Source organism: Enterococcus sp. LJL128 (genome assembly GCF_056924295.1).
Genome location: NZ_JBXPBP010000016.1, coordinates 13,891 through 36,979, shown reverse-complemented (window position 1 = coordinate 36,979; position 23,089 = coordinate 13,891). Strand labels below are relative to the sequence as shown.

Annotated in this window: 24 protein-coding genes; 21 read left to right on the top strand and 3 right to left on the bottom strand. The window is 38.5% G+C overall.

Annotated elements, in window-relative coordinates; genetic code table 11:
• The first annotated feature begins 32 nt into the window (after nt 1-32).
• The 3 genes from AC1Z3K_RS15410 (at nt 33) to rpsA (ending at nt 2,672) form a co-directional block, all read left to right on the top strand.
• The gene (locus tag AC1Z3K_RS15410; RefSeq protein WP_426084185.1) at nt 33-560 is read left to right on the top strand and encodes an SAG1386/EF1546 family surface-associated protein; all 528 of its coding nucleotides are present in this window, start codon (nt 33-35) and stop codon (nt 558-560) included.
• Between the two features lie 106 nt (nt 561-666).
• On the top strand, nt 667-1,344 hold the full coding sequence (cmk, locus tag AC1Z3K_RS15405) for a (d)CMP kinase (RefSeq protein ID WP_426084184.1): 678 nt from the start codon (nt 667-669) through the stop codon (nt 1,342-1,344).
• A 113-nt stretch (nt 1,345-1,457) separates the two neighbouring features.
• Nucleotides 1,458-2,672 carry a 30S ribosomal protein S1 gene (gene rpsA / locus AC1Z3K_RS15400; protein WP_426084183.1) on the top strand — a complete coding sequence of 405 codons (1,215 nt, stop codon included), beginning with the start codon at nt 1,458-1,460 and terminating at the stop codon, nt 2,670-2,672.
• Nucleotides 2,673-2,730: 58 nt separating this feature from the next.
• Here rpsA and AC1Z3K_RS15395 read toward each other — a convergent pair whose 3' ends face one another.
• On the bottom strand, nt 2,731-3,168 hold the full coding sequence (locus AC1Z3K_RS15395) for a hypothetical protein (RefSeq protein WP_426084182.1): 438 nt from the start codon (nt 3,166-3,168) through the stop codon (nt 2,731-2,733).
• A gap of 188 nt (nt 3,169-3,356) precedes the next feature.
• Between AC1Z3K_RS15395 and AC1Z3K_RS15390 the strand changes: the two genes are divergently transcribed.
• The 4 genes from AC1Z3K_RS15390 to AC1Z3K_RS15375 all read left to right on the top strand — a co-directional run bounded on the left by AC1Z3K_RS15390 (nt 3,357) and on the right by AC1Z3K_RS15375 (nt 7,252).
• Entirely contained in the window at nt 3,357-4,874 is a 1,518-nt protein-coding gene (locus tag AC1Z3K_RS15390; protein ID WP_426084181.1) for a helix-turn-helix domain-containing protein, read from the top strand.
• A complete protein-coding gene (locus AC1Z3K_RS15385; RefSeq protein WP_426084180.1) occupies nt 4,871-5,338 on the top strand; it encodes a GNAT family N-acetyltransferase in 468 nt (155 codons plus the stop codon). The genes AC1Z3K_RS15390 and AC1Z3K_RS15385 overlap by 4 nt, the downstream gene beginning before the upstream one ends.
• A 91-nt stretch (nt 5,339-5,429) precedes the next feature.
• Nucleotides 5,430-6,740, top strand: a complete 1,311-nt coding sequence (gene der / locus AC1Z3K_RS15380) for a ribosome biogenesis GTPase Der (RefSeq protein WP_426084179.1) — start codon at nt 5,430-5,432, stop codon at nt 6,738-6,740.
• Between the two features lie 236 nt (nt 6,741-6,976).
• Nucleotides 6,977-7,252 carry an HU family DNA-binding protein gene (locus AC1Z3K_RS15375; RefSeq protein ID WP_202057569.1) on the top strand — a complete coding sequence of 92 codons (276 nt, stop codon included), beginning with the start codon at nt 6,977-6,979 and terminating at the stop codon, nt 7,250-7,252.
• Between the two features lie 289 nt (nt 7,253-7,541).
• Here AC1Z3K_RS15375 and AC1Z3K_RS15370 read toward each other — a convergent pair whose 3' ends face one another.
• Entirely contained in the window at nt 7,542-8,549 is a 1,008-nt protein-coding gene (locus AC1Z3K_RS15370) for a DUF5067 domain-containing protein (RefSeq protein ID WP_461733204.1), read from the bottom strand.
• Nucleotides 8,550-9,397: 848 nt separating this feature from the next.
• Between AC1Z3K_RS15370 and AC1Z3K_RS15365 the strand changes: the two genes are divergently transcribed.
• The 4 genes from AC1Z3K_RS15365 to AC1Z3K_RS15350 all read left to right on the top strand — a co-directional run bounded on the left by AC1Z3K_RS15365 (nt 9,398) and on the right by AC1Z3K_RS15350 (nt 13,855).
• Nucleotides 9,398-10,582 carry a hypothetical protein gene (locus AC1Z3K_RS15365; protein WP_461733203.1) on the top strand — a complete coding sequence of 395 codons (1,185 nt, stop codon included), beginning with the start codon at nt 9,398-9,400 and terminating at the stop codon, nt 10,580-10,582.
• A 384-nt stretch (nt 10,583-10,966) separates the two neighbouring features.
• A complete protein-coding gene (locus AC1Z3K_RS15360; RefSeq protein WP_426084176.1) occupies nt 10,967-12,019 on the top strand; it encodes a hypothetical protein in 1,053 nt (350 codons plus the stop codon).
• A 4-nt stretch (nt 12,020-12,023) separates the two neighbouring features.
• Complete coding sequence (locus AC1Z3K_RS15355) at nt 12,024-13,280, top strand: tetratricopeptide repeat protein (protein ID WP_461733202.1); 1,257 nt, start codon at nt 12,024-12,026, stop codon at nt 13,278-13,280.
• An 11-nt stretch (nt 13,281-13,291) separates the two neighbouring features.
• Entirely contained in the window at nt 13,292-13,855 is a 564-nt protein-coding gene (locus AC1Z3K_RS15350; protein WP_461733201.1) for a ReoY family proteolytic degradation factor, read from the top strand.
• Nucleotides 13,856-13,918: 63 nt separating this feature from the next.
• On the opposite strand, the gene AC1Z3K_RS15345 is transcribed toward AC1Z3K_RS15350, so the two are convergent.
• Nucleotides 13,919-14,806, bottom strand: a complete 888-nt coding sequence (locus AC1Z3K_RS15345; protein WP_461733200.1) for a YitT family protein — start codon at nt 14,804-14,806, stop codon at nt 13,919-13,921.
• A 119-nt stretch (nt 14,807-14,925) separates the two neighbouring features.
• On the opposite strand from AC1Z3K_RS15345, the gene AC1Z3K_RS15340 reads away from it, so the two are divergent.
• From AC1Z3K_RS15340 to aroB, 10 genes are all read left to right on the top strand, one after another.
• Complete coding sequence (locus AC1Z3K_RS15340; protein ID WP_461733199.1) at nt 14,926-15,270, top strand: nucleotide pyrophosphohydrolase; 345 nt, start codon at nt 14,926-14,928, stop codon at nt 15,268-15,270.
• Nucleotides 15,263-16,051, top strand: coding sequence for a 4-hydroxy-tetrahydrodipicolinate reductase (gene dapB, locus AC1Z3K_RS15335; RefSeq protein ID WP_426084171.1), 789 nt, complete (start codon nt 15,263-15,265; stop codon nt 16,049-16,051). The genes AC1Z3K_RS15340 and dapB overlap by 8 nt, the downstream gene beginning before the upstream one ends.
• A complete protein-coding gene (locus AC1Z3K_RS15330) occupies nt 16,048-17,265 on the top strand; it encodes a CCA tRNA nucleotidyltransferase (protein ID WP_461733198.1) in 1,218 nt (405 codons plus the stop codon). Before dapB ends, AC1Z3K_RS15330 begins: the two co-directional genes overlap by 4 nt.
• The gene (locus tag AC1Z3K_RS15325; RefSeq protein ID WP_426084169.1) at nt 17,265-17,627 is read left to right on the top strand and encodes a thioesterase family protein; all 363 of its coding nucleotides are present in this window, start codon (nt 17,265-17,267) and stop codon (nt 17,625-17,627) included. The genes AC1Z3K_RS15330 and AC1Z3K_RS15325 overlap by 1 nt, the downstream gene beginning before the upstream one ends.
• Nucleotides 17,628-17,704: 77 nt before the next feature.
• Nucleotides 17,705-18,157: a hypothetical protein gene (locus tag AC1Z3K_RS15320; RefSeq protein ID WP_461733197.1), complete on the top strand. Its 453-nt coding sequence runs from the start codon at nt 17,705-17,707 to the stop codon at nt 18,155-18,157.
• Between the two features lie 345 nt (nt 18,158-18,502).
• A complete protein-coding gene (locus tag AC1Z3K_RS15315; protein WP_461733196.1) occupies nt 18,503-19,198 on the top strand; it encodes a hypothetical protein in 696 nt (231 codons plus the stop codon).
• A gap of 427 nt (nt 19,199-19,625) precedes the next feature.
• On the top strand, nt 19,626-20,495 hold the full coding sequence (gene aroE, locus AC1Z3K_RS15310; protein WP_461733195.1) for a shikimate dehydrogenase: 870 nt from the start codon (nt 19,626-19,628) through the stop codon (nt 20,493-20,495).
• Nucleotides 20,496-20,522: 27 nt separating this feature from the next.
• Nucleotides 20,523-21,551, top strand: coding sequence for a 3-deoxy-7-phosphoheptulonate synthase (gene aroF, locus AC1Z3K_RS15305; protein ID WP_426084165.1), 1,029 nt, complete (start codon nt 20,523-20,525; stop codon nt 21,549-21,551).
• 36 nt (nt 21,552-21,587) lie between these two features.
• Nucleotides 21,588-22,022, top strand: coding sequence for a GNAT family N-acetyltransferase (locus AC1Z3K_RS15300; protein ID WP_461733194.1), 435 nt, complete (start codon nt 21,588-21,590; stop codon nt 22,020-22,022).
• Nucleotides 22,023-23,087, top strand: a complete 1,065-nt coding sequence (gene aroB, locus AC1Z3K_RS15295; protein WP_461733193.1) for a 3-dehydroquinate synthase — start codon at nt 22,023-22,025, stop codon at nt 23,085-23,087.
• Nucleotides 23,088-23,089: the final 2 nt, after the last annotated feature.

Here is a 23,089-nt window from a genome sequence, read left to right as displayed (position 1 = left end):
TAGCAAACGATACGATTTTAGGAGGAAATATAGTGAGCAAAAAAGATAAGAATAAGCCAACAGAGGCACGTGAGCCGTGGGAACAATCTATCTATGATACAAAAGAGGATACCGGACATTCAAGGCTTGAAAAACGTCAATATAAAAAGGGAAACACTGTCTTTTTAACTATTTTGGTAATTTTGTTATTATTGATCATTGCTTTGCCAATCGGTACTTTCTGGTGGGTATCAAGAGATAAGCCGAATGAAAATAAAGGAGGCAATTCTACTCCTTCTTCATCGATCACATCGTCTTCAACAAAGGAAAGCAGTACCGCTTCCTCAAGTACGATACAGTCTTCTTCAACAGCTGAAGGGACAGATTCAAGCACACCTGCAGAAGGACAACCTTCAGAGGATCCTGCTGATACAGAACCAGTATATGGAGAAGTTTATGAAGGCGAAGGCTTCAAGCAAGTGGCTGAAAGATATGGTGTAACGATTGAACAAATTATGGAATTGAATGGATTGGGTGCAGATTCAATTATTCATCCGGGAGATACATTACGCGTTAAATAAGAAAATAATTGACTGGGGCAGAGTAATGGTGTCCCGGTTTTTTTGAGAATCAGCCGTTTTTTTATAAAAGCGGTCAGAGATGAAAATGAAAAGAGCGGGGCGAACAATGAAGAAGATTAGTATTGCTATTGATGGACCAGCATCATCAGGAAAGAGCACGGTTGCTAAGATATTAGCAAAGAAAATGAATTATATTTACTGTGATACAGGAGCGATGTATCGTTCGTTGACTTATCTTGCGATACAGAAGAATCTAGATCTAGCAAACGAAACGGAGCTGTGTGCGCTTCTTGAAACGCATCAGATTTCTTTTGAACAGGACGGAAAAGGTCAGCAGGTTTTTATTAATTTGGAAAATGTAACTGAAGCTATTCGGCAGACAGATGTAACGAATGCGGTTTCGATTGTCGCTGCTCATAAAGAAGTGAGAGCTGAAATGGTTAAGCTCCAGCAGGAGATTGGCCGGCAGGGAGGAATCGTGATGGACGGCCGTGATATCGGCACGACCGTTTTGCCAGAAGCGGAAGTAAAAATTTTTCTAGTAGCAAGCGTTGAAGAGCGGGCAGAGAGACGATACAAAGAAAATCTTGAAAAAGGCATTTCCACTGATTTTGAAGTATTAAAAAAAGAAATTGAACGTAGAGATTATATTGACTCAACTCGAAAGATTTCTCCTTTAGTTCAGGCAGCGGATGCAGTAAAGATAGATACTACTGGAATGGCGATTTCTCAGGTTGTTGAGCAGATTGAAGAGATAATTCATCAGAAATTACGAATAGATTAAATAAAATATAAGTTTTTAAGAGAAATCGCTTTATTTTTTCTCTGAAATCCCTTAATATTAAAGAAACGAGTCTTTTTTAACGAATTTTTGTTGGTATAGGAGGATATGTAGTCATGACAGAAGAGAAACTAGTAGAAAACAGCAACGAAACAATGGAAGACGCGATGAACAGCGTTCAGGAAGTGAACGTGGGCGACATTGTTAGGGGGGAGGTTCTTGCGGTTGAAGACAAGCAGGTCATTGTCGGAATCGAAGGAACTGGAGTTGAAGGTGTTGTACCAGCGAAAGAATTGTCTACTACACAGGTAGAAGATATCAATGAGTTAGTGAAAGTTCATGATGTTCTTGATCTGGTAGTTATTACTTCGATCGGAAAAGACAAAGAGAACGGCAGTTACCTGCTATCTAAGCGTCGTTTGGATGCTAAGAAAGTCTGGGAAGAAATTGAACAGGACTTCCAGGCTGGCAAAATCCTTGAAGCACCTGTTACAAATGTTGTGAAAGGCGGCTTGGTTGTTGATGTCGGTGTTCGCGGATTTGTTCCGGCTTCAATGGTAGAAGATCATTTTGTTGATGATTTTTCTGAATACAAAGGCAAAACAATGACATTCAAGATTATTGAAATCGAACCATCTGAAAATCGTTTGATTTTATCTCATAAAGCTGTTGTTGAAACGGAAAAAGAAGCACGTAAGAAGGAAATTTTGGCAGATCTGCATGATGGAGATGTTGTTGAAGGAAAAGTTGCACGATTGACTGACTTCGGTGCATTCATTGATTTAGGCGGAATTGACGGACTAGTTCACGTTTCTGAAATTGCGCATCAGCATGTCGATAAACCAGGAGATGTCCTAAACGTAGGAGAGGATGTAAAGGTTAAAATTCTTTCAATCAACCCTGAAGAAGAACGAATTTCATTATCCATCAAAGAAACATTGCCTGGACCTTGGACAGACATCGCTGAAAAAGCTGCGGCTGGTTCGGTTCTTGATGGAACTGTCAAACGTCTGACAAGCTTTGGAGCGTTTGTGGAAGTATTCCCAGGAGTAGAAGGACTCGTTCATATTTCCCAAATTTCTCACAAGCATATTGCAACACCGCATGAAGTCCTGCATGAGGGTGATGAAATCAAGGTGAAGGTTTTAGAAGTAAATGAAGCGGAACATCGTATTGCATTGAGTATCAAAGCCTTGGAAGCTAAACCTGAATCTCAGGAAGAACCCAAAGAAGTAGAAAGCTATGAGCTGCCGGAAGAAAATACCGGCTTTACTATGGGAGATATTCTCGGAGATCAACTGAGAGCACAAGATTCTGACTCAGAAGAATAATTTAGATTCAAAAAATAAAAATTGCAGTAAAGCCGCTAAAGGGTTTACTGCAATTTTTTTATCCCAAATCGTTCTCCTGATAAAATGTGAGGACAGAACCGTCAATCGTTTTAAGGTGAGTGTAAAGGGTACCGTCTTCTGATTGATTTACAGCACAGTGACATCCGCAGTCTTTTTTTCGGTTTGCAAAAGCAACAAGCTTTTCTAATTTTGTTGTGGGAATAAATGAAATAACACCTTTTGCTGGTTCGCCTGAAAAAATATGAATTTTGATGTTGCTGCTAAATTTATTTGAAAAATATTGAAGCGGAACAGTATACGCTATCCCATGAACAGCTTGATTGTTGTCATCTCTTCGATCGACTTGAGTCAGCCAGCCGAGAATATCATCAAACCATGCTAAGGTTTTTTCAATATCAGGAGAGTAATATACCAATTCTATTCCTAGCGAAAGTGGACCTGTAGGTAAAAATGAGTTATCTTTCATGGAATACATAGTGATTTCCTCCTTAATTAACTTTTTATAGCTTAAATTATAAGGAATAACTTAGAAATTATCAAATAAAGGGAAAAAATTCACTTTTTTTAAAAACTAAGAGAGAATGCCTTTTTCTTAACCTTTTGATAAAATATAAATGAAAACAAATCAAATTAACGAAATATATTTTTGAAAGTTGGTAAAAAATGATTGTGAAATTAATGCTTAATAAAAGTGAGCAGGAAAAGGTTGCCGTCTATCGATTGTTAGCTTCGCTCCCGGAAAACTCCTACAGTAAAAATGGACTGATGGATGAATTTTCTTTTTCCTATAATCGATTGTGTGCCGTTTTAGATGAAATAGATAAAGACCTGCAGCATTTATCTTCTGGACGGAAGACTCTTCTTTATAATGGAAAAGTTACTGTAGCTTCAGACATGCTGGAGTTAGAAAAATATATGACGTTTGTTTTGAAAGAAAGCATTACGCATAAATTTTTATTGGCACTTTTACTTGAGGAAGGGACAAGTGAGCAGTTTTGTTCCAAGTATCAGGTGAGTGAGTCTTATTTACGGAGGAATATCAAGAAGCTGATTACTTATCTAAACAGGTTTAAGGTGCATGTGACGATTTCTACTCTAAAAATCTCAGGAGATGAACGTTTGATTCGAATTCTTTTTACCTTTTTGATTTGGAATTCTTCGTTTGGAGAAGAGTTAATCATGCCGCCGCATTTGGTTGAAAAAATGATGCATGCCTTTGATCCAATATTGAAGCTGCCGCCTAAAGCAAATTATTCTTTTGGCTACAACCAGAGATTGAGACAGCTTCATGGTAAAATTCTCTATATTCGATTTAATCGAGGGCACTTTTTAAAAGACGATAAAGGTTATGATGCATTGATTGCAGAAAATTACACTGGCTGTTATCAGCTGCTCCAGGAAATTTTAGGGACCTCTGCCGAAATGGCCGATACTGAAGCCAGATTTTTAGCCTTTCTAGCATTTTATGGACCGACCTATTCGTTTGAGAATGATCCGCTGTTTGATGTTCCCCGAGGAGAATTGGAGCAGCGCTCGGAAGATATTTTTGCTTTTTTTACGTATTTCAATCAGAAAATTCTTCATCCTTTGCTAAAAAACTATCCTAATCCTAAGCGTGTGGTGCTGCTTGAAGCGAATCTTTCTAATATTTTTTTCAACTATCTGATTTTTAAACAACCGATTCCTTTTTTTAGTTTTTTTCAGCATGAAGCTTTCCAAAATGACCAAGTAATTTTTCCAATTATTTACCAAAGAATCAACGAATTTTTAACACTGCTATCCGAGAGAGGGTCATGGATTAAAAATTGCATTAAAGACATGACTCTTATCTTGACCCAACTGATTTTACCAACATTGAGAGAGCATCAAAAAAGTATCAAGCTGAATGTCTCAATTTTGTCAGTAGATAACTATGTTTATATTAATCGTGTAACCAGTTTACTAACTGATTTGAGTTTTGTAGAGCTAGTTCCCTATCAGGCAGCAGAGTGCCAAGCGATTGATTTACTTATTTATCCATCAAAATTATTTCAGCAAGTTGATGAGACCCTGCCGTCAATCACATTAGTCCCAGCTTTACCACAGGAAGAAGTCTTTTCCGTTTACGAACAGATGAAGGTGTTGTATGAAGAGAAGCTTAGAAACTACTTTATGGCTATCTTGGAAGAGGGGAATAAATGATAAGGATTCGCAGGAGTATACGAGAAGATATAGCAGAACTGGCTAAACTAAGAGTTTGTTTTTTTGAGGAAGAAAATGTTTTGGATAAAGATAAAAAAATAATGCTAGAGCAAAAAACAATTGCCTATCTTGACCAGCATTTGGATAATGATTTAATTATTTGGCAAGCAGAAAGCCGGGAAAGAGTCATCGCAACGGCCTTTTTGGAAATTGCCGAGCGACTTCCTCATCCAGCACGTCCTAATGGAAAGATTGGAACTCTTTTAAATGTCTACACAGATAAAGCCTTCCGCAGGCAGGGAATTGCTCAACAGCTGGTAGCAGCTCTAATCACTGAGGGACGAGAAAGTGGTCTGGATAAAATTGAATTACTGGCGACAGAATCCGGCTTTCCTGTTTATCAAAGACTGGGATTCAAAGAGAGTCAGCTTCCTGATAAGCAGATGGTGCTTGAATTTGAATGAGTATGAGGGATTTCTTGAATTTCCCTTGCATAATCACTGAATTATAAGGTAAACTAGACAGGATTGAAAACTGTCAAGGAGGTAGTTTTATATGGCAAATCCAACACTAGCAATTGTCGGTCGTCCAAATGTAGGAAAATCGACAATTTTTAATCGTATAGCCGGGGAACGTATTTCAATTGTTGAAGATACGCCGGGAGTTACCAGAGATCGAATTTACGCAAAAGGTGAATGGCTGGGACGTGAGTTTAGCATCATTGATACTGGAGGGATTGATTTAGGCGACGAGCCCTTTATGGATCAAATCAAGCATCAGGCTGAGATTGCGATTGATGAAGCGGATGTAATTATTTTAGTAGCAAGCGGACGTGAAGGAGTAACCGATGCAGATGAAATGGTTGCGAAAATTCTTTACCGAAGTAAGAAACCAGTTATTTTAGCAGTTAATAAAGTAGATAATCCTGAAATGCGGGCAGAAATCTATGAATTTTATTCTCTTGGACTGGGAGAACCCTTTCCGGTATCAGGAAGTCATGGTCTGGGCATTGGCGATGTACTTGATGAAGCAGTTAAGCACTTTTCAACTGAGCCTGAGGAAGAAGAAGAAGGGCTGATTAAGTTCAGTCTGATTGGTCGTCCAAATGTAGGGAAATCCTCTTTAATCAATGCGATTTTAGGAGAAGAACGGGTCATTGTTTCCGAAATTGAAGGAACAACCAGGGATGCGATTGATACTTATTTCGAATCCGAAAATGGCCAGCGCTTCTTGATGATTGATACAGCTGGTATGCGTAAGCGGGGCAAGGTATATGAAACCACTGAAAAATACAGTGTCATGCGTGCGATGCGTGCGATCGAACGCTCCGATATTGTTTTAATGGTTCTAAACGCCGAAGAAGGAATTCGAGAGCAGGACAAAAAGGTTGCCGGATTTGCTCATGAAGCTGGGCGAGGAATCGTAATCGTTGTGAATAAGTGGGATACAGTCAAAAAAGAAACCAATACAATGCGTGAATTTGAAGAAGAAATCAGAGATGAGTTTCAATATCTTGATTATGCGCCGATTATCTTTGTTTCAGCTGTAACCAAACAACGTCTTAATAAGCTGCCTGAGCTGATCGAAAGTGTCAGCATGAATCAGAGTCTTAGAATTCCGTCTGCTGTATTAAACGATGTTATTATGGATGCTGTGGCTATTAATCCAACACCAACTGATAAAGGGAAACGTTTGAAAATCTTTTACGCGACGCAAGTAGCTGTAAAACCGCCGACCTTTGTCATTTTTGTAAATGAGGAAGAGCTGATGCATTTCTCTTATGCCCGTTTTTTGGAAAATCAGATCAGACAAGCCTTTACGTTTGAAGGAACACCGATTCGAGTTATTCCTAGAAGAAGAAAATAGTGCATTCTACCATACTTTTTGAAATTGTACAAACATATTTAGAGAAAACACATATTTTTGAAAAAAACTCACTAAAAAACGTCAAAAACCTTGCTATTACTAGCTTCCTATGATATCGTGTTAACAGAATATTGATTCGTTCAATATTTATATTTTGTTTTTGGACCACTCAAAAGCGGAATACATTTGGTGTCTATTTTAGACATCCTATCCTTATGGAGGAGGTGAAATAATCCATGGCAAACAAAGCAGAATTAATCGAAAGCGTTGCATCTTCAACTGGTTTAACTAAAAAAGACGCAACTGCAGCAGTAGATGCTGTATTTTCAACAATTCAAGAAACACTTGCTAAAGGTGAAAAAGTTCAATTAATCGGTTTTGGTAATTTTGAAGTCCGCGAACGTGCTGCACGTAAAGGACGCAACCCACAAACTGGTAAAGAGATCCAAATCGCTGCAAGCAAAGTGCCTGCGTTCAAACCAGGTAAAGCGTTGAAAGATGCTGTTAAATAGAGCGATCTGAGGAACCCTTGATTTTTTTCAAGGGTTTTTTTCTTTATACATGTATATCTAAAAGGAATTTTTGTCTTTTTTCCAAAGAAAACATAACAAGTTATAAATCAAATCGTGTTGATAGAACAAAAAACTAAATAAGATCATAGAGCTGAGAATAAAAATTTGTTTAAAAATATGCTAAAGCTGTTAACGCTAAAAAACCATAGAACGGATAATAAAGTCTATTACCTGCAAAAGCTGTAGAGGCAATTCAATCCGGTTCTATGGTTTTTTTATTAATTAAGTTTTATTTTGGTTTAGTGTTCGCATTTTTCTTAAAGGCTTTCGCAACATCTGCTGCAGTAAAGGTCTCAGAAGCAATGCTGTTTTCTCCGCTTACGCTGAACAAAAGCTCATCGCCTACGCTCACAGTAATGTCTTTATCATCACCAGTGATGGCGAAATCAACAACACCATCAATTTTTGCTCCTGGTTTGATATTTAAGCGGCTATTAGCATCCAATTTATCAAATAATTTGTACGAGAACAGGTGACCGCCGAAGGCTAAAGAATCCTTAGATACATCATCTTCTTCTGTTACGTAAAGATAATCAAGAACTTTCATTAACGGTTCAAAATTTTCTGTTCCGGTATTTTCAATGGTGTAGTAGACGACAACCAAACCTTTGTCCTTCGTATAAGAGGGCATATTTTGGAAGAAATCAACTTTTGTAATTGTCAGCTTTACTGTATCATCTTCAATTGTAGCTTTTGCAACAGAATCAGCTGGCGCATTTTCAGCTTCAGAAGATACAGATGTTTCTGTCGTTTGCTTTGTCTTCTCTTTAGTGCTCTCTTCGGTAGAAGAATCAGCTGCTTTTTCTGAGGATGAATCATCAGATTTCTTGTCATAAGGCGTAAGAACTGCATCATTTAATGTTTCAAACTCTTTGCTGCTGTCTTTTGAAGTATTAACTAATTTATAACCGTCGCCTTTTTTGGTTAGCTTTATTTTATTGTCAATAGCCATATCCTCGTTTGTTACGTGAAGTGTATTGCCGCTAAGTTTGTAATCCATAGTAATTTGAATCGAGCTGATTAATTCATCGCCGAACTCACCATAGTCCTCATCTTCATCCATATAGGGAGTGAAGGTCATCGTTTTTTCGGTAAAAGCCAGAACCATACTAGGTGTTTCATCACCTACGGCAACCTTCCAATCATTTTTCATCAAATCTTTTTCTGAAACGCCTGAGCTACATGCTGAAAGCACAAATAGAACAACTATTCCTAACAAATAAACCCCTTTTTTCATTTTCTTTCCTCATTTCCATCATCATAATTATTTTTATTTTTTTTGGCAAAACGATTCAGTATTGCAATTGGCTTGTCTGTAATCTAAACAATTTTTTATCACGCGTCACTGCTTGGTATCATTGATGCCATCCCGAACAGCAAGGCGGATAACAACATATAATGCAGCTAGCCCCAATCCTGCATACAATAGCGAAAAAAGTATAGACATGTACAAGCCTCCTTACTATATTTCAATAGTTGTTTCATCTGTCATCAGAAGATAAACAATTGACTAAAATTCGAAGAAGAACAATTTGATAGTCAACAGCTCTGATTAAAATAAAGTGTGAGCAGTGCAATCTGTTTCATTTCTAAATAGATTCTATTAAACATTCCATGAAATAGGCAGCCTGCCTTCAGCAGAATAAGAGACATACCCAGAGATGAATAGCTGCTATAGAACAGTGGAAACTTTCTATTTATCCAATGGGTGACTTCGAACCTGCAGATAGAACAAATGAAAAAGCGCCTTTTTTGTTTAGTAGAATTTATATATTAAGTATACAGGAACAATGCCAAGATATTAATAGCAGAATGCTAAATTAATTGGGAAAATTTTTATAGCTACCATTAGAAGAAACTGAAAATTAAAAAAATATTATTTCTAAAAATATATCAAAATAGTAAAATAAATTTATGATAAAAGAATAAAAAAAACTTTAATATTATTTTATCTTTATGTATACTATAACTAAGGAAGAACAATTTGATTATAAGAATATTATGATTAGATTTATTCTTGCCTAAAAAATAAGTAGAATAATGAGTAAAATAGAAACTCATTATTTTGTAAAAAGGAGATTGGAAATGAAAAAAACAAAAATGTTCATGTTGGGTATCGGACTATCTATGACGGTGTTGGGAGGAAGCCAGGTATCTGCAGAAACAATTAACCGTCAGATTACTTTTACTGAAAACCTCCCAAGTTATAGCAGTGGAGTCTTTGAAAGCTTAAATCCTGAAGTGATAAGTTTAACTAATAACAATCGTTTTGTTGCACATAAATATGGCCAAACATTTATTGATGCTGTGACGGATGGTAAATACAGCCGTTCGATTGCCGAGGTGGATGACTATGGGCGCAGTCGTGATGGAGAAGCTTTTGATATTACAGATAACAGCATGGTTGAAGGTGAGTTTTATCATGGACATGATCAGGATGACTTTACCTTTACAGCACAACAAACAGGTACTTATGTTCTTTTCTTTACGACAAGAGACAAAAATTTGAAAAATTACAATGCCAGTCTTTATAGTGAAGATGGCGAAACCTCTGAATCACTATCACTAATTGTTCCTTTTGAAGATGACTATACAACAAATGAAGGCTATATTGAAGTTGATTTACTTGCAGGAATGAACTACACATTAAATCTTTCTAGTGATTTATATTCTAGCGGACGCTATTCATTTGATATTTCTTTAAAAGAAAATTCATACTATTCTGCTAGTTATTATGAGATGGTTCTTGAAATTGGTCAATCAACTTATATTGAAGAAGGCAACTGGACAAGTGAAAACCCTGACGTTATTTCAATAGATGGAAATCGAGCAATAGCTAAAAAATACGGAAAAACATTTGTGACAGCAACAACGAATGGAAAATATATGCGCAAGATAGTTAGTGTTGACGACTACGGTCGAGCAAGAGATGGTAATGAATTTGAAATTACCGATAACAGCAGTATTGCCGGCGAGTTTTATTATGGCCATGAGATGGATGACTTCAGCTTCACTGCAACAAGAACAGGAGCTTATACAATTAGTTTTGAATCAAGAGATAGAAATATCAAAGTATGCAATATTTACGTAGCGAATATAGAAGGTGAAATTCTTGGAGACCAGCTTATTTGGGGCTATGATAATTCAAGTGGTTATATTGAAGAAAAAATTGAAGTTGAGCTTATTGCAGGACAAAAATACTTTTTGAACTCAAGCAGCGATTTATATACCAGCGGTAAGTATCTGATTGAGATTACACCAAATAATTAATCCTTAATTACATTAAAGAAAATGATAGATAAAAGCAAAGAGGTTGTGACAGAAGTGTTCAGCTTCAAGCAATAAGGCGGAAATTCCGAAAATTGTTCTACAAATTTTTGCTAATTTCCGCCTTATTGTCGAAGAAGTTACTTCTGAAACACCGTTTATTCGGGTTTAAGGGACTGAGGCATACTAATGTCACAGCCCCTTTTTTGCTGCTTACAGCTAAAAGCTGTTAAAATCCCATAGTAGTTGCTGGTAAAGAGCAGTCATAAGAACATAGCATCTTACTTTTATGGTAAAATCTAAAGAAACAGTTCTCTGCAACTCGTAAAAACCTTATCGTTATATTCAGTTATAAAAACATGGTAAAATGAAGCAAGGAGGTGTCCTATGGAACTTGTCTATCAGAAAAACAAACAGGAAAGTCTTGTTATTTATGGGGAGACGACTGCTTCACTGGTGAAAAATAAATCTTTTGCTAATAAGCATATCTTGTTGATGACAAATCAAAAATATTATGATTTGTTTTCAGATAAGCTGATTAAGCTATTCAACAATCCAGAGGATTTGGATTGGTACATTTGTAAAAATGATGTACACTGTAATAACTTCACTGAACTTGAAGCCTTATTGACCTTTCTGAAGCCTTTTTCCGCATCAAAGGAATACTTGTTGATTGGTTTGGGAAATGAAGGGGTCATGGAGCTTTCCGGCTTCGCTGCCCAGACGACTCTGCTTAGTACAGAGATATGGCATTTACCTTTGTCAATTCAATCGCTGAGTGCTTCTTTGTCTGGAAATGGGACAGTAGTTATGGGACACAAAGAAATGTTGTCAGTACCCGCCTTGGCAAAACAGATAATTTATGATCAGACAATGATTCGGCGGGAAGGAGATAGCCAACTCGTTGATTTCATGATTTTTATTCGTTGCGGTTTAGTGTGCAGCCATGAATTTCTAAGAGAGCTGTATAAGAATTTTAGTGATCAGCAGCGGTTGAAACAGCAATCGTTTACTGGGTTACTGGAGGCGTTGCTCCAATTCAATAGAGACAAAGGAACAGAGCTGCAGAGCTTTGGGCTGCTGTTTGAACGAGCATTTTATACGGTAGATGGCGGACATTTGCTATCTGGCTACATGAAATCATTATTAGGGACATTGTTACAGCTATTATTATCCCAGCAAAAAAAAGAATTTTCATTTCATTATAAAAATTTTCTGATTTGGTTGACTCGCTTAGGCTATCCGCTTGAGTTCCCAGAACAGATATTCATCAGTGACTATGTTCAGGAAATCTTGAATTGTATGGATGAGCTGGGAGAGATTATGATTCTAACCGATATCGGCAAAGCCGGTGTGAGAGAACGTGTTGAACCAGAAGAGCTACTTGAAGCACTGGAAGAGTATAAGCGTATCGTTGAAAATATAAAAAAAGGATTGTGAAGAAATGTCATATAGTGAAAAAATGCTTCAGGCGCTTCATGGAGAAGAGCTGGCAGAGGCGCAGCTGATGTTTGAAGAAGCATTGAGAAAAGATGATGAAGATACACTTAGCGAGCTCGGCGAAGAACTTCTTTCGTTAGGATTTTTAGAAGAAGCGAAGCAGATATTTGAACAGTTATTGGAAAAACATCCGGATGCAGATGGTTTAAATTTACCGCTAGCCGAAATTGCGATTGAAAATGATGATTTTGATGGAGCGCTGGAGCTTTTAGGCAAAATAAGTACTGAAAGTCCCAATTATCCGCAAAGCTTGCTGGTACAAGCAGATATGTATCAAGTAATGGGAATCCCAGAGGTAAGTGAGGCAAAGTTGAAGGAGGCTCAACAGCTGCTTCCTGATGAACTGCTGATTCGTTTTGCTTTGGGTGAACTGTATTTTGTAACAGGCCAGTTTGCTGAAGCAATTGAAGAGTATACGGAGTTGTCTGCTGCAGGAGAAGTAGATATTTCCGGTGTCTCAATCAATGAACGCTTAGGAACGAGCTACAGCATGCTGGGACAGTTTGAAGAAGCAGTACCATTTTTGGAAAACAGCTTAAAAGAAGGACAGTCTGATGACCGATTGTTTCAATTAGGCTTTACTTATGTCCAAATGCATGAAAATCAAAAAGCAATCATTTTATTCCAGCAGCTGCGGGCTTTGAATCCAAATTATTCATCAGTCTATCTATATCTGGGAGAAGCTTTACAGGAAGAGGAATTACTTGAGGAAGCTCAAGAAGTTCTAGCAGAGGGAATAAAAGAAAATCCTTTTCAAGTGGAGCTTTATCAGCTTGCCTCTGAAAATGCTTATCGGCTTCATGATGTAGCGGAAGCAGAACGATTGTTGAAAGCAGCAATCGAGCTAGGCGAGAAAACAGATGAATCATTGTTGACGCTGAGCAACCTCTACCGCACAGAAGAGCGTTTTGAAGAAGTCATCGCTGTATTAGAGCAAATGGACGAAAAGGGACATCCCTATGCAGAATGGAACCTTGCTAATGCGTATAATGAACTAGAAGAGTTTAGTCAGGCAAATGTCCATTATCAACAGGCCTATCAGGACCTGGCACATGAACCTGAGTTTTTAAAAGAATACGGTATTTTTTTAAGAGAAGAAGGACAATTGACGCAGGCCAAAGAGCTGCTCCAGCATTATTTGGCTCATGAGCCTGGAGATAATGAGGTGGCTTCTCTGCTTGACGATTTAGAGGAAAGCTAGGTGGTTTATTAATGAATATCAACGTAGCTGAAAAAAAGAGTTTTCTCGTTTGGCTGATTAACAATGTTTCTTTTAGTAAAAGAGAGATTATCTGGATATTAAATTATCTGGTGAACCATGAAACGATTTTAAATAATGTTACCTTTGTAGAGTATGCACATAAAGCAGATCGAGGAATTCGAATTACTGCAGCAGAAATGGAACAGGAGCCCATCACACTATTTTTAAAGGGCAAGTCGTTTACAGATACAGATCAGATTTTCCACGAAATTCGTATGAACTGGAAAAATCCTCTTTATTTAGAATGCGTCTTTGACAGCGCCTTTCAAAATTCAGATTATCTTTCTATTTTAGAGGACAATCCATTTTCTCCATGGAAAGAGAATATTAGTGAAGAGACTGTACAGAAAATTGATCATTATTTTGAACGGGAAGAGCAGCAGGCACGTTTAGAACTGCTGCGCACTCAAATTGATCAGGCTCTGGAAGATGGCAACTATGAGGCGTTTTTAGAATTATCTGATGAGTTTAATCGCATGAGAACACAGCTAAATGGACCGAAAGCGCAAAAATAAAAAGCATCCCCTGACAAACGGATAAACAGCTTGTCAGGGGATGCTTTATTATTGATTTACTTGCTAGTTTGTTACTTTCTTTTTAAAGAGTTTTTTTGTTGGTTTCGCATAAGTAAAGCCTTCGCCGATTGCTTCATGCACATTAATGACGGAGATGAAGGCTTTCGGGTCCAATTCATGGACTATACGTTTTACCTCAATAATTTCACTGGGACTAACGACTACATATAAAATCTTTTTATCTATCTGAGAATAGCCGCCCTCGCCAGATAAATAAGTAACGCCTCTTTCTAAAAGCATCATGACTACTTCGCCAATATCTTCTGAATGATTGGAAATCACCAGCATGCCTTTTGCAGAATAAGCACCATCCAAGACTGAGTCAACAATTTTACTGAACACAAATGAAACAATTAACGTATACATCATGCGTTTAACATCCAAATAGGACAAGGAAAGCGTTAAAACTAAGACATCAAAGAGCAACAGAGAGCGTCCCATGCTAACCCCGTTTTTCTTTTCAAGAATACGGGCAATTACATCGCTGCCGCCGGTCGTTCCACCTACGCGGTAAATAAGTCCGCTGCCGACACCACCAGCTAAGCCGGCAAGAAGAGAGGCGATCAAGAGATCGTGATCCAAATTAATTTCAACTGGGAATCTTTGCCAGATCCATAAGAAAGCAGATAGGGATAGTGTTCCGATAATTGTATAATAAAAGGTACGTTTCCCAAGAATTTTACCGCCTATTAGAATTAAAGGGATATTGATTATCAGAGTAGAATAGGCAGGATCTATTTTGAATAAAGCAAGTAGAATGAGGGTAATCCCAGTTACGCCGCCTTCTGCAAGATTATTTGCAATATTAATATTAACCAAACCAAACGCATAAAGAGCAGTACCAAGTAGAATGACTGCGATGTCTTTTAAATAAAAATTTTTTTCTTCCATTTACTCACATCCTTTTCCTTCATCACTTTATCATTCTAAAACAAAAACGACAAGAAGAATCTTTTCAATATCAGGAGTTTTTGATAAGATGAGAAAGAAAGAAGGTTGGAGACGATATGATGAAAAATGAAAAAACGCTGGAACAAATGCAGCAGGAAGTGGATAACTATATCCAGCAGTTTAAGACAGGCTATTTTTCTCCATTGAGCCAACTCGCCCGTTTGACAGAAGAAGTTGGGGAGCTGGCACGTGAAATCAATCATTATTACGGAGAAAAGCCCAAAAAGATAGATGAACAGCCAAAAACAGTAGAAGAAGAGCTGGGAGATGTTCTCTTTGTCACAATGATTATGGCTAATTCTCTTGATATTGACTTAACAGAAGTGTTTAATAGAAATATGGAAAAGTTTAACCAAAGAGATAAATACCGCTTTGAAAGAAAGGATGGAAAAACACATGATTAAAGTAACAATCGCCGGATTTAAAGGAAAAATGGGTAGTACTGCCGTAAAAATGGTTCTTGACCATCCTGAACTTGCGTTAGTCAGCGTAGTAGATCCTTTTTCTGAGGAAAAAAACATAAATGAACTGCCGGAATATAACGGAACAGATGTACCAGTTTTCAAAACGAAAGAAGACGTTCTTCAAACCAAACCAGATGTTTGGATTGATTTTACTATACCAACAGTTGCTTATGAGAATACGTATTTTGCTTTAGACAATCAAATTGCTCCCGTTGTTGGTACAACAGGATTCACTGAGGAACAAATCAATGAACTGAAGCTTCTTTCTGTTGCAAAGAAAACTGGCGGCTTGATTGCGCCTAATTTTGCGGTCGGAGCTGTTTTGATGATGCAGTTTGCCCAAAAAGCTGCCGCCTATTTTCCTGATGTGGAGATTATTGAGCTTCATCATGACAACAAACTGGATGCGCCAAGCGGCACAGCCATCAAAACAGCTGAAATGATGGCTGAAACCCGCAAGACAAAACAGCAGGGACATCCTGAAGAGCAAGAACTGATCCCAGGAGCTAGAGGTGCTGATTTTGAAGGAATGAAGATTCACAGCGTTCGTCTTCCGGGACTGATTGCTCATCAGCAGGTTCAATTTGGCGGAACTGGAGAAGGGTTGCTGATTCGCCACGACTCGTATGACCGCAGCTCATTTATGACTGGTGTAGCGTTGGGCTGTCAAAAAGTTGTAGGGCTTAAAGAGTTAGTGTACGGATTGGAAAATCTGCTATGAAATTAGAGGAGCTGCCGGAAGAATTCATCAAAGCTGCCAGTGTAATTGATGAAATTCAACAGAATGATTTTGAAGCTTATTTTGTCGGAGGGAGTGTCCGCGACACCCTTTTAGGAAAAACCAGTCATGATGTAGATATTGCTACTAGTGCCTATCCAGAGGAAATAAAGCAAATATTTAAGCGGACGGTTGATGTGGGCATTGAACATGGGACAGTGCTTGTTCTACATGGTGAAGAGAGCTACGAAATCACTACCTTTCGAACAGAATCCACCTATCAGGATTATCGTAGACCCGATAGTGTGACTTTTGTCCGATCCTTAGAAGAAGATTTAAAGCGTCGAGATTTCACAATCAATGCGCTAGCTATGGAAAAAAATGGTCAAATTATCGACTTATTTAATGGTTTGACGGACTTGGCAGACGGTATGATTCGAGCCGTGGGAAATGCAAAGGAGCGTTTTCATGAAGACGCGTTGCGAATGATGCGAGCCGTGCGTTTCGCCAGTCAGCTTGATTTTGCTATTGAACAGGAAACCTTGAATGCGATTTACACCTATCATTCGCTGCTTTCAAAAATATCAGTTGAACGGATTGCAGTTGAATTTTCAAAACTGCTTCTTGGAAAGGATCGGCTAAAAGGTTTGTCCCCATTCATTGAAACAGGCTGCTATCAAAGCTGCCCTGGATTGGAAGGAAAAGGACGGGAATTATTTTGCTTTTCAGAATTGCCGAATCGCCAAATTGAGGAAGAACGGCAAGCTTGGACTCTTCTCGTGAAAGAGCTAGTCATTCAGCCAGAAGAGATTCGTCCCTTCTTGAAAGAGTGGAAGCTGTCCAATCAAATGATTCATGACGTAACAGAGCTTTCCTATGGTCTGACACAGCGGCTTCAGGGAGAATGGCTGGCAACAGACTTATTTCGATTGGGCTTGGACCTGGTATTATCTGTTGAAGAACTGTTGTTTTATTATAATCAAGAGGTTAAGCTAAAAGAAACAGCAAATAAGTATGAACAACTGCCGATTAAGAGCCGGAAAGAACTAGCGGTTACTGGAAATGATTTATTGACGGTTATAAATCAGAAGCCAGGAAAATGGCTGGGCCAACTGATTGATGAATTAGAGAAAAAGGTCGTAACTGGTGAACTAGTCAATGAGCAAGAAGCTTTGCTAGTGTATGCCAAAAATCAGCTGAACAAGGAGGGAAAATAGTGAGCAAGTACGCTAAGAAATTTATTGTTAGTGAACAAGATACTGCAAAAAAAGCGGGTTCTGGTGATTTAGATGTATTGGCAACGCCCGTTATGGTAGCTATGGTAGAGAATACGGCAAAAGACTATTTAAAAATCGAGCTGACAGATGAAGAAACGAGTGTAGGCACTAGAATAGAAATCGATCATCTGAAGGCTTCAAAAATTGGAGCCGAGCTATCTGTTGAAGTGATTTGTGATTTTCAGGAAAAAAGAAGAAGGGGCTACTCCTTTGAAGTGTATGATAATGGCGTGCTTGTAGGTAAAGGCAGGCATGAGCGTGCGGTTGTTTTAACAGAATTATTTTTGAGTAGACTTGGATAAGCAGATGTTTAGTCACTTTTGCATAAATATGCTAAACTAAATATGGTGTTAAGAATTTATTATAAGGAGAAAATATTATGGCAAGAGAAATGACTGGGTTAAAATTTTATTTCAGAAATGGCGAAACTTGGACAATCGGACGCCGTTATATCGGTGATTTGTGGATTAAACAAATTACAACAAGCTTTGGACGCATTAACGGTAGTGAATTTGTAGAGATTCATCCATGTGCCGGCTTTAAAATTGAAATTTTTCAAGAGGGAGATCATGTACAAACACATGATATCAATATGGGCGGTCTGGAATCAGGCATGTTTGCCCGTGCATTGAAATATGAAGATATTGAACGAATGGAAATACTATACAAAAGCGGTACACCAGATTTAGTGTACTTCCCTTATAAGGACAAATCTGGCGAAGGTTTGGATAATCAGTATCAGTCAACAAAAGTCAGTGAAAAAACAAACAGCTTATACATTGTTATCGATCCTACACAAACAGTTGATGATGTATACGCTTCAGAATTTTAAACTAAATATTCAGTTCTACCTTGGTTGAACAAAAACTGAATGAAATCACAAAGCTTGAAACAAAATCAGAGGAGTTCTGATTTTGTTTCAAGCTTTTCTAATAGTATGAGGGCACTCCCTCAAGTACCTAACAGCTATGCTTGCGGCTTTAAATCGATTATCACGGAGCTGGATACATTCATCTGAAAACCCTCTGCATTCGTCAATTTGACAAGTGCGGAGGGTTTTCAAGCTTTTTCATTCAAAGGGACAACACTATCGTAATAATCTGTCAGCATATCGTTATGTTTTTTACATTTAACTGTTACAAGCAAACCGTATACTTAGTAGTTATGGAGGGATCTTATGACGTTTACTAAACATCTACAAAAAGCCGGATATCTGTTAATTAGAAGCTTAAACGCACTGATGAGAAGAAAAGGTTATTTTTTCTCTTTCTGTTTAGTTGGGATGTTATATTTTCTCTTATTTTTTTCTATCTATTGGAGCAACTTCTTCACCTTTTGGATTCATTGGGAAACAGAGCTTATAGAAAAAAGTCAGGATATTTACACCGCTCAAGCAGCTCAGCCTTTGCTGATGCTGTTGAAAAGCTTTAGAATCGGGACGATTATTTTATCCAGTGCTTTTTTTCTGGCAGGGCTTTTCTATACAAAGAATCTTTATAGACAAATTGCACTTATTGAAGAAGAGGCATTCTACATCGAGAGGATGCTTGGCGAGCAGACGTCAGTCATTAGTTTGACCTTTGTTGCTGAGGCATTCTATGTTATGGCAGCGGCAGGTCTTGCCGCTATGTTTTTGTCTAGAGCAGCACTGAAAGAAATACTTGGGGATATCTCAAACTTAGGCGGACTAAAACAAGTGATTTCAGACTATCAGTTAGGAAATATGCTGGCGATACTGGTTTTTCTATTGCTGCTAGTATTAACTCTGGCTGTTATTTTTAGAGCTGTTTTCAAGCAAGTCGATTCTGAACAACTGAATCAACCAGCTAGTGAGGAACAATCGAGAGAAGGGGAGCTTGAGAACGACAAATAACTTACAAAAAACGATGGTCAGTTATCAATAGATACTGTTATTTTCTTTAATTTTCTGAAATTATTTTTACTATTTTCTGATAAAAGTGTTGACAAGCTTTTTTGAGACGTATATACTTATGTCAATCTTAAAAACAGTAGTGGAGTGATTGACATGAACAAGACAAATCAGAAACATTCACAACTGAATAAGTATTACTTTAGCTATTTTAGATGAGTTTGTATTCATGAGATTCATGGGTGCAAACAGTGCATAACGCAAGTTTGTATCTATGATGGCTAAGGGATTTCAACATGACTTTCAAGCCGCATAGATGAAAATCTATAGTGGCTTTTTATTTTATCTTTTTTCAAGGTATTCGCTGTAGATTGTTTTAATTTACTGCGAATACCTTGTTTTTATTTTACAAAATGATGGAGGTTGAAGAATGGAAAAGAAGATTACAGGTCACACTCGGTTGGTTGGATTGTTTGCAGAGCCAATTCGCCACAGTGTGTCTCCAATGATCCAAAATGCTGCGTTTGAAGAACTCGGGATTGACGCAGTGTATCTGGCATTTGAACTGGGAACAGATCGACTGCCGCAGGCAATTGAGTCTATCCGTAATCTGGAAATGCTGGGAGCCAATTTATCCATGCCAAACAAAATGGCGGCTGTTCCGCTAATGGATGATTTAAGCGAAGCAGCAAAATTAGTAGGAGCAATCAATACAATCGTTAATCAGAATGGTCATTTGACTGGTCATATTACGGACGGTACGGGTTTTATGCGAAGCCTAAAGGATCAGGGCGTGGAAATTATCAATGGGAAAATGACCATTATTGGTGCAGGTGGCGCAGCAACTGCGATTATCGTTCAGGCGGCGTTAGATGGTGTAAAAGAAATTGCAGTCTATAACCGCAAAGATGAGTTTTATGAACGGGTAAAGGAAAAGCTGGCTTACGTCGCAGCCAACACCCAATGCAGCATCACCTTACATGACTTGGCAGACGAAGCACTTTTGTCAGAGGATGTAAAGAACAGCCAACTCCTGGTGAATGCAACCGGAGTTGGCATGAAACCGGATGTAGAGGCAACACCCATTCAGGATTTCTCTATCATTCGTCCGGATTTAGCAGTTTTTGATGTTATTTATACACCAAGAGAAACCCGCTTTTTAAGAGAAGCAAAAGCTCGAGGCGCCAAAACAGCAAACGGCTTAGGTATGCTGCTATATCAAGGAGCTGCAGCTTTTGAGCTCTGGACAGGTAAAGAAATGCCAATTAACAAAGTAAAACCAATTATAGAAAATAGTTAAGAATAAACTACTCAGGGGGAAATTATTATGATCGTTATTATGAAAGCAAGCGCAACGAAGGAACAAGTGGATTCAGTGATTAAACGAGTGAAAAAAGAAGGCTTGGATGTACAAATAAACCAGGGGAAGGATCATGTTGTGATTGGCCTGCTGGGGGATACAAGAAAAATGCAGGATGTTGCTTTCAATAGCTACGAAGGGGTAGAAAATACAGTTCGTATTTCAAATACCTACAAATTAACATCAAGAGAATTTCATCCGCAAGATACAGTCGTTGATGTTGATGGTGTTAAAATTGGAGACGGTAATTTTGTTACAATGGCAGGTCCTTGTTCTATTGAAGGCCTTGATCAAATCAGAGAATGTGCTCGTATAGCAAAAGAAGGGGGCGCAACGATTCTTCGAGGAGGAGCATTTAAGCCGCGTACTTCTCCATACGCCTTCCAAGGGTTGGAAGAAGAAGGGTTGAAGTTTATTCGTCAGGCTGCTGATGAATTCGGCATGAAGGTTATCACTGAAGTTATGGATGAAGGACACATCGATATGGTGGCAGAATACAGCGATATTCTTCAAATTGGTGCTAGAAACATGCAGAACTTTAAATTGCTGGCCTCAGTTGGTAAAACAGGAAAACCAATTGGGTTGAAGCGGGGAATTTCCGGAACGATTGATGAATGGCTTAATGCAGCCGAATACATTGCTGTTCAAAACAACAACAACGTTATCTTTATTGAACGGGGAATTCGGACCTACGAAACAGCTACACGGAATACCTTTGATTTAAGTGCAGTTCCGCTGATTAAAAAGCTGAGCCATTTTCCAATCATTGTTGACCCGAGTCACGGAACAGGAATCTGGGATTTAGTTCCTCCAATGGCTCGTGCTGGAGTTGCTGCAGGCGCAGACGGCATGATTGTGGAAATCCATCCGGACCCTGCGAATGCTTGGTCAGACGGACCCCAATCATTAAATGAAAAAACATACCTGAAAATGATGCGGGAAGTTCAAGTAATGGAAAAAGCAATGAAAGAAATCAAGGCATTAGAAGGTAAATGACATGGGGTATCTTTAAGAAGTGTCCACTATGATGAGTTGGAAAGTGTTCAGCAGCTATTCAATAGCGCTTTTCAGGAATTGCTGAGCAAATATGGAGATCAAGAGACAAATCCTGCTAATGTAACAATGGAACGACTACAGGAAATAGCCTGTGATCCATCCAATAAGTTGTATTTTATTCTCTTAGATAATAGGATTATCGGAAGCATGCGGATAGTTCGCCAAGGCAAGAAGGTCAAAATCGGACCCATAGGGATTTTACCAGAATTTCAAAATCAGGGAATTGGTCAGCAAAGCATGTTTCTAATTGAACAGGAGCTAACATCGGTCAAGGTTTGGCTGCTTGATACGATAAAACAGGAAGAGAAGCCGGTACATTTCTACCTCAGCCTGGGTTATAAGCCCACTGGGCAGATAGAGTCGATTCAGCCAAATATGGATAGTATCTTTTTAAGAAAAGAGGTTGAATAAATGCTGACAGTTCGTTTACCAGACCATGAATATCAGATTATTATTGAAAAAGGAAGTCTTTCCCAAGTGGGAAAATGGGCTAGCCAACTGTGGAAACTGCAAAAAGTAGCTGTTATCACTGATTCAACGGTGGATAAGCTGTACAGTGAATCCGTAATAAAGCAGCTTTTGGAGCAGGGATTCGAAGTAAGCAAGTTCGTAGTTCCGGCAGGTGAAACAAGTAAATCTCTAGCCAATGCAGAGAATATTTTTGAACATCTCGCACAAAATCAGTTTACCCGTAGTGATGGGATATTAGCACTGGGCGGCGGTGTTATTGGTGATTTAGCAGGATTTGTGGCAGCAACTTATATGAGGGGGATTCACTTTTTACAAGTCCCAACAACCTTGCTTGCTCAGGTAGACAGCAGCATCGGCGGAAAAACAGGTGTAAATACAAAAAATGCCAAAAATCTTGTTGGTGCATTCTGGCAGCCAGATGGTGTGCTGATCGATCCGTTGACTTTAGAGACTTTGGAGCCGAGAAGACTGCGGGAAGGAATCGCTGAAATTGTTAAATCAGCAGCCATTGCAGATAAGAAATTGTGGCAGCAGCTGGAGCAGCTAGAGGATGAACAGGAACTGCTAAAGCAGGCACCGGAAATTATTATTTCCTGTCTTGAGGTGAAGAGGAAAGTTGTTGAAGAAGATGAACTGGATAATGGGATTCGGCTGATTCTTAATTTTGGACATACGATTGGGCATGCGATTGAGAACACAGCAGGTTATGGCGTAGTCAGCCATGGTGAGGCTGTAGCAATTGGAATGGTTCAAATAAATCAGATTGCAGAAGAAAAAGGTGAAACACCCCATGGTACGACAATACAGCTAATCAATATGCTGAAAAAATTCGGTCTGCCGGTTGCTTATGATGACTGGGATGAAGACCGTCTCTATCAAGCCTTGACACATGACAAAAAGACCAGAGGAAGCTCAATCAAGATTATCTTACTGGCAGCTATTGGGCAGGCAAAAATTGTTCCAATAAGCATTGAAGAAATGAAAGAGTATATACGAAGGAGTTGAGC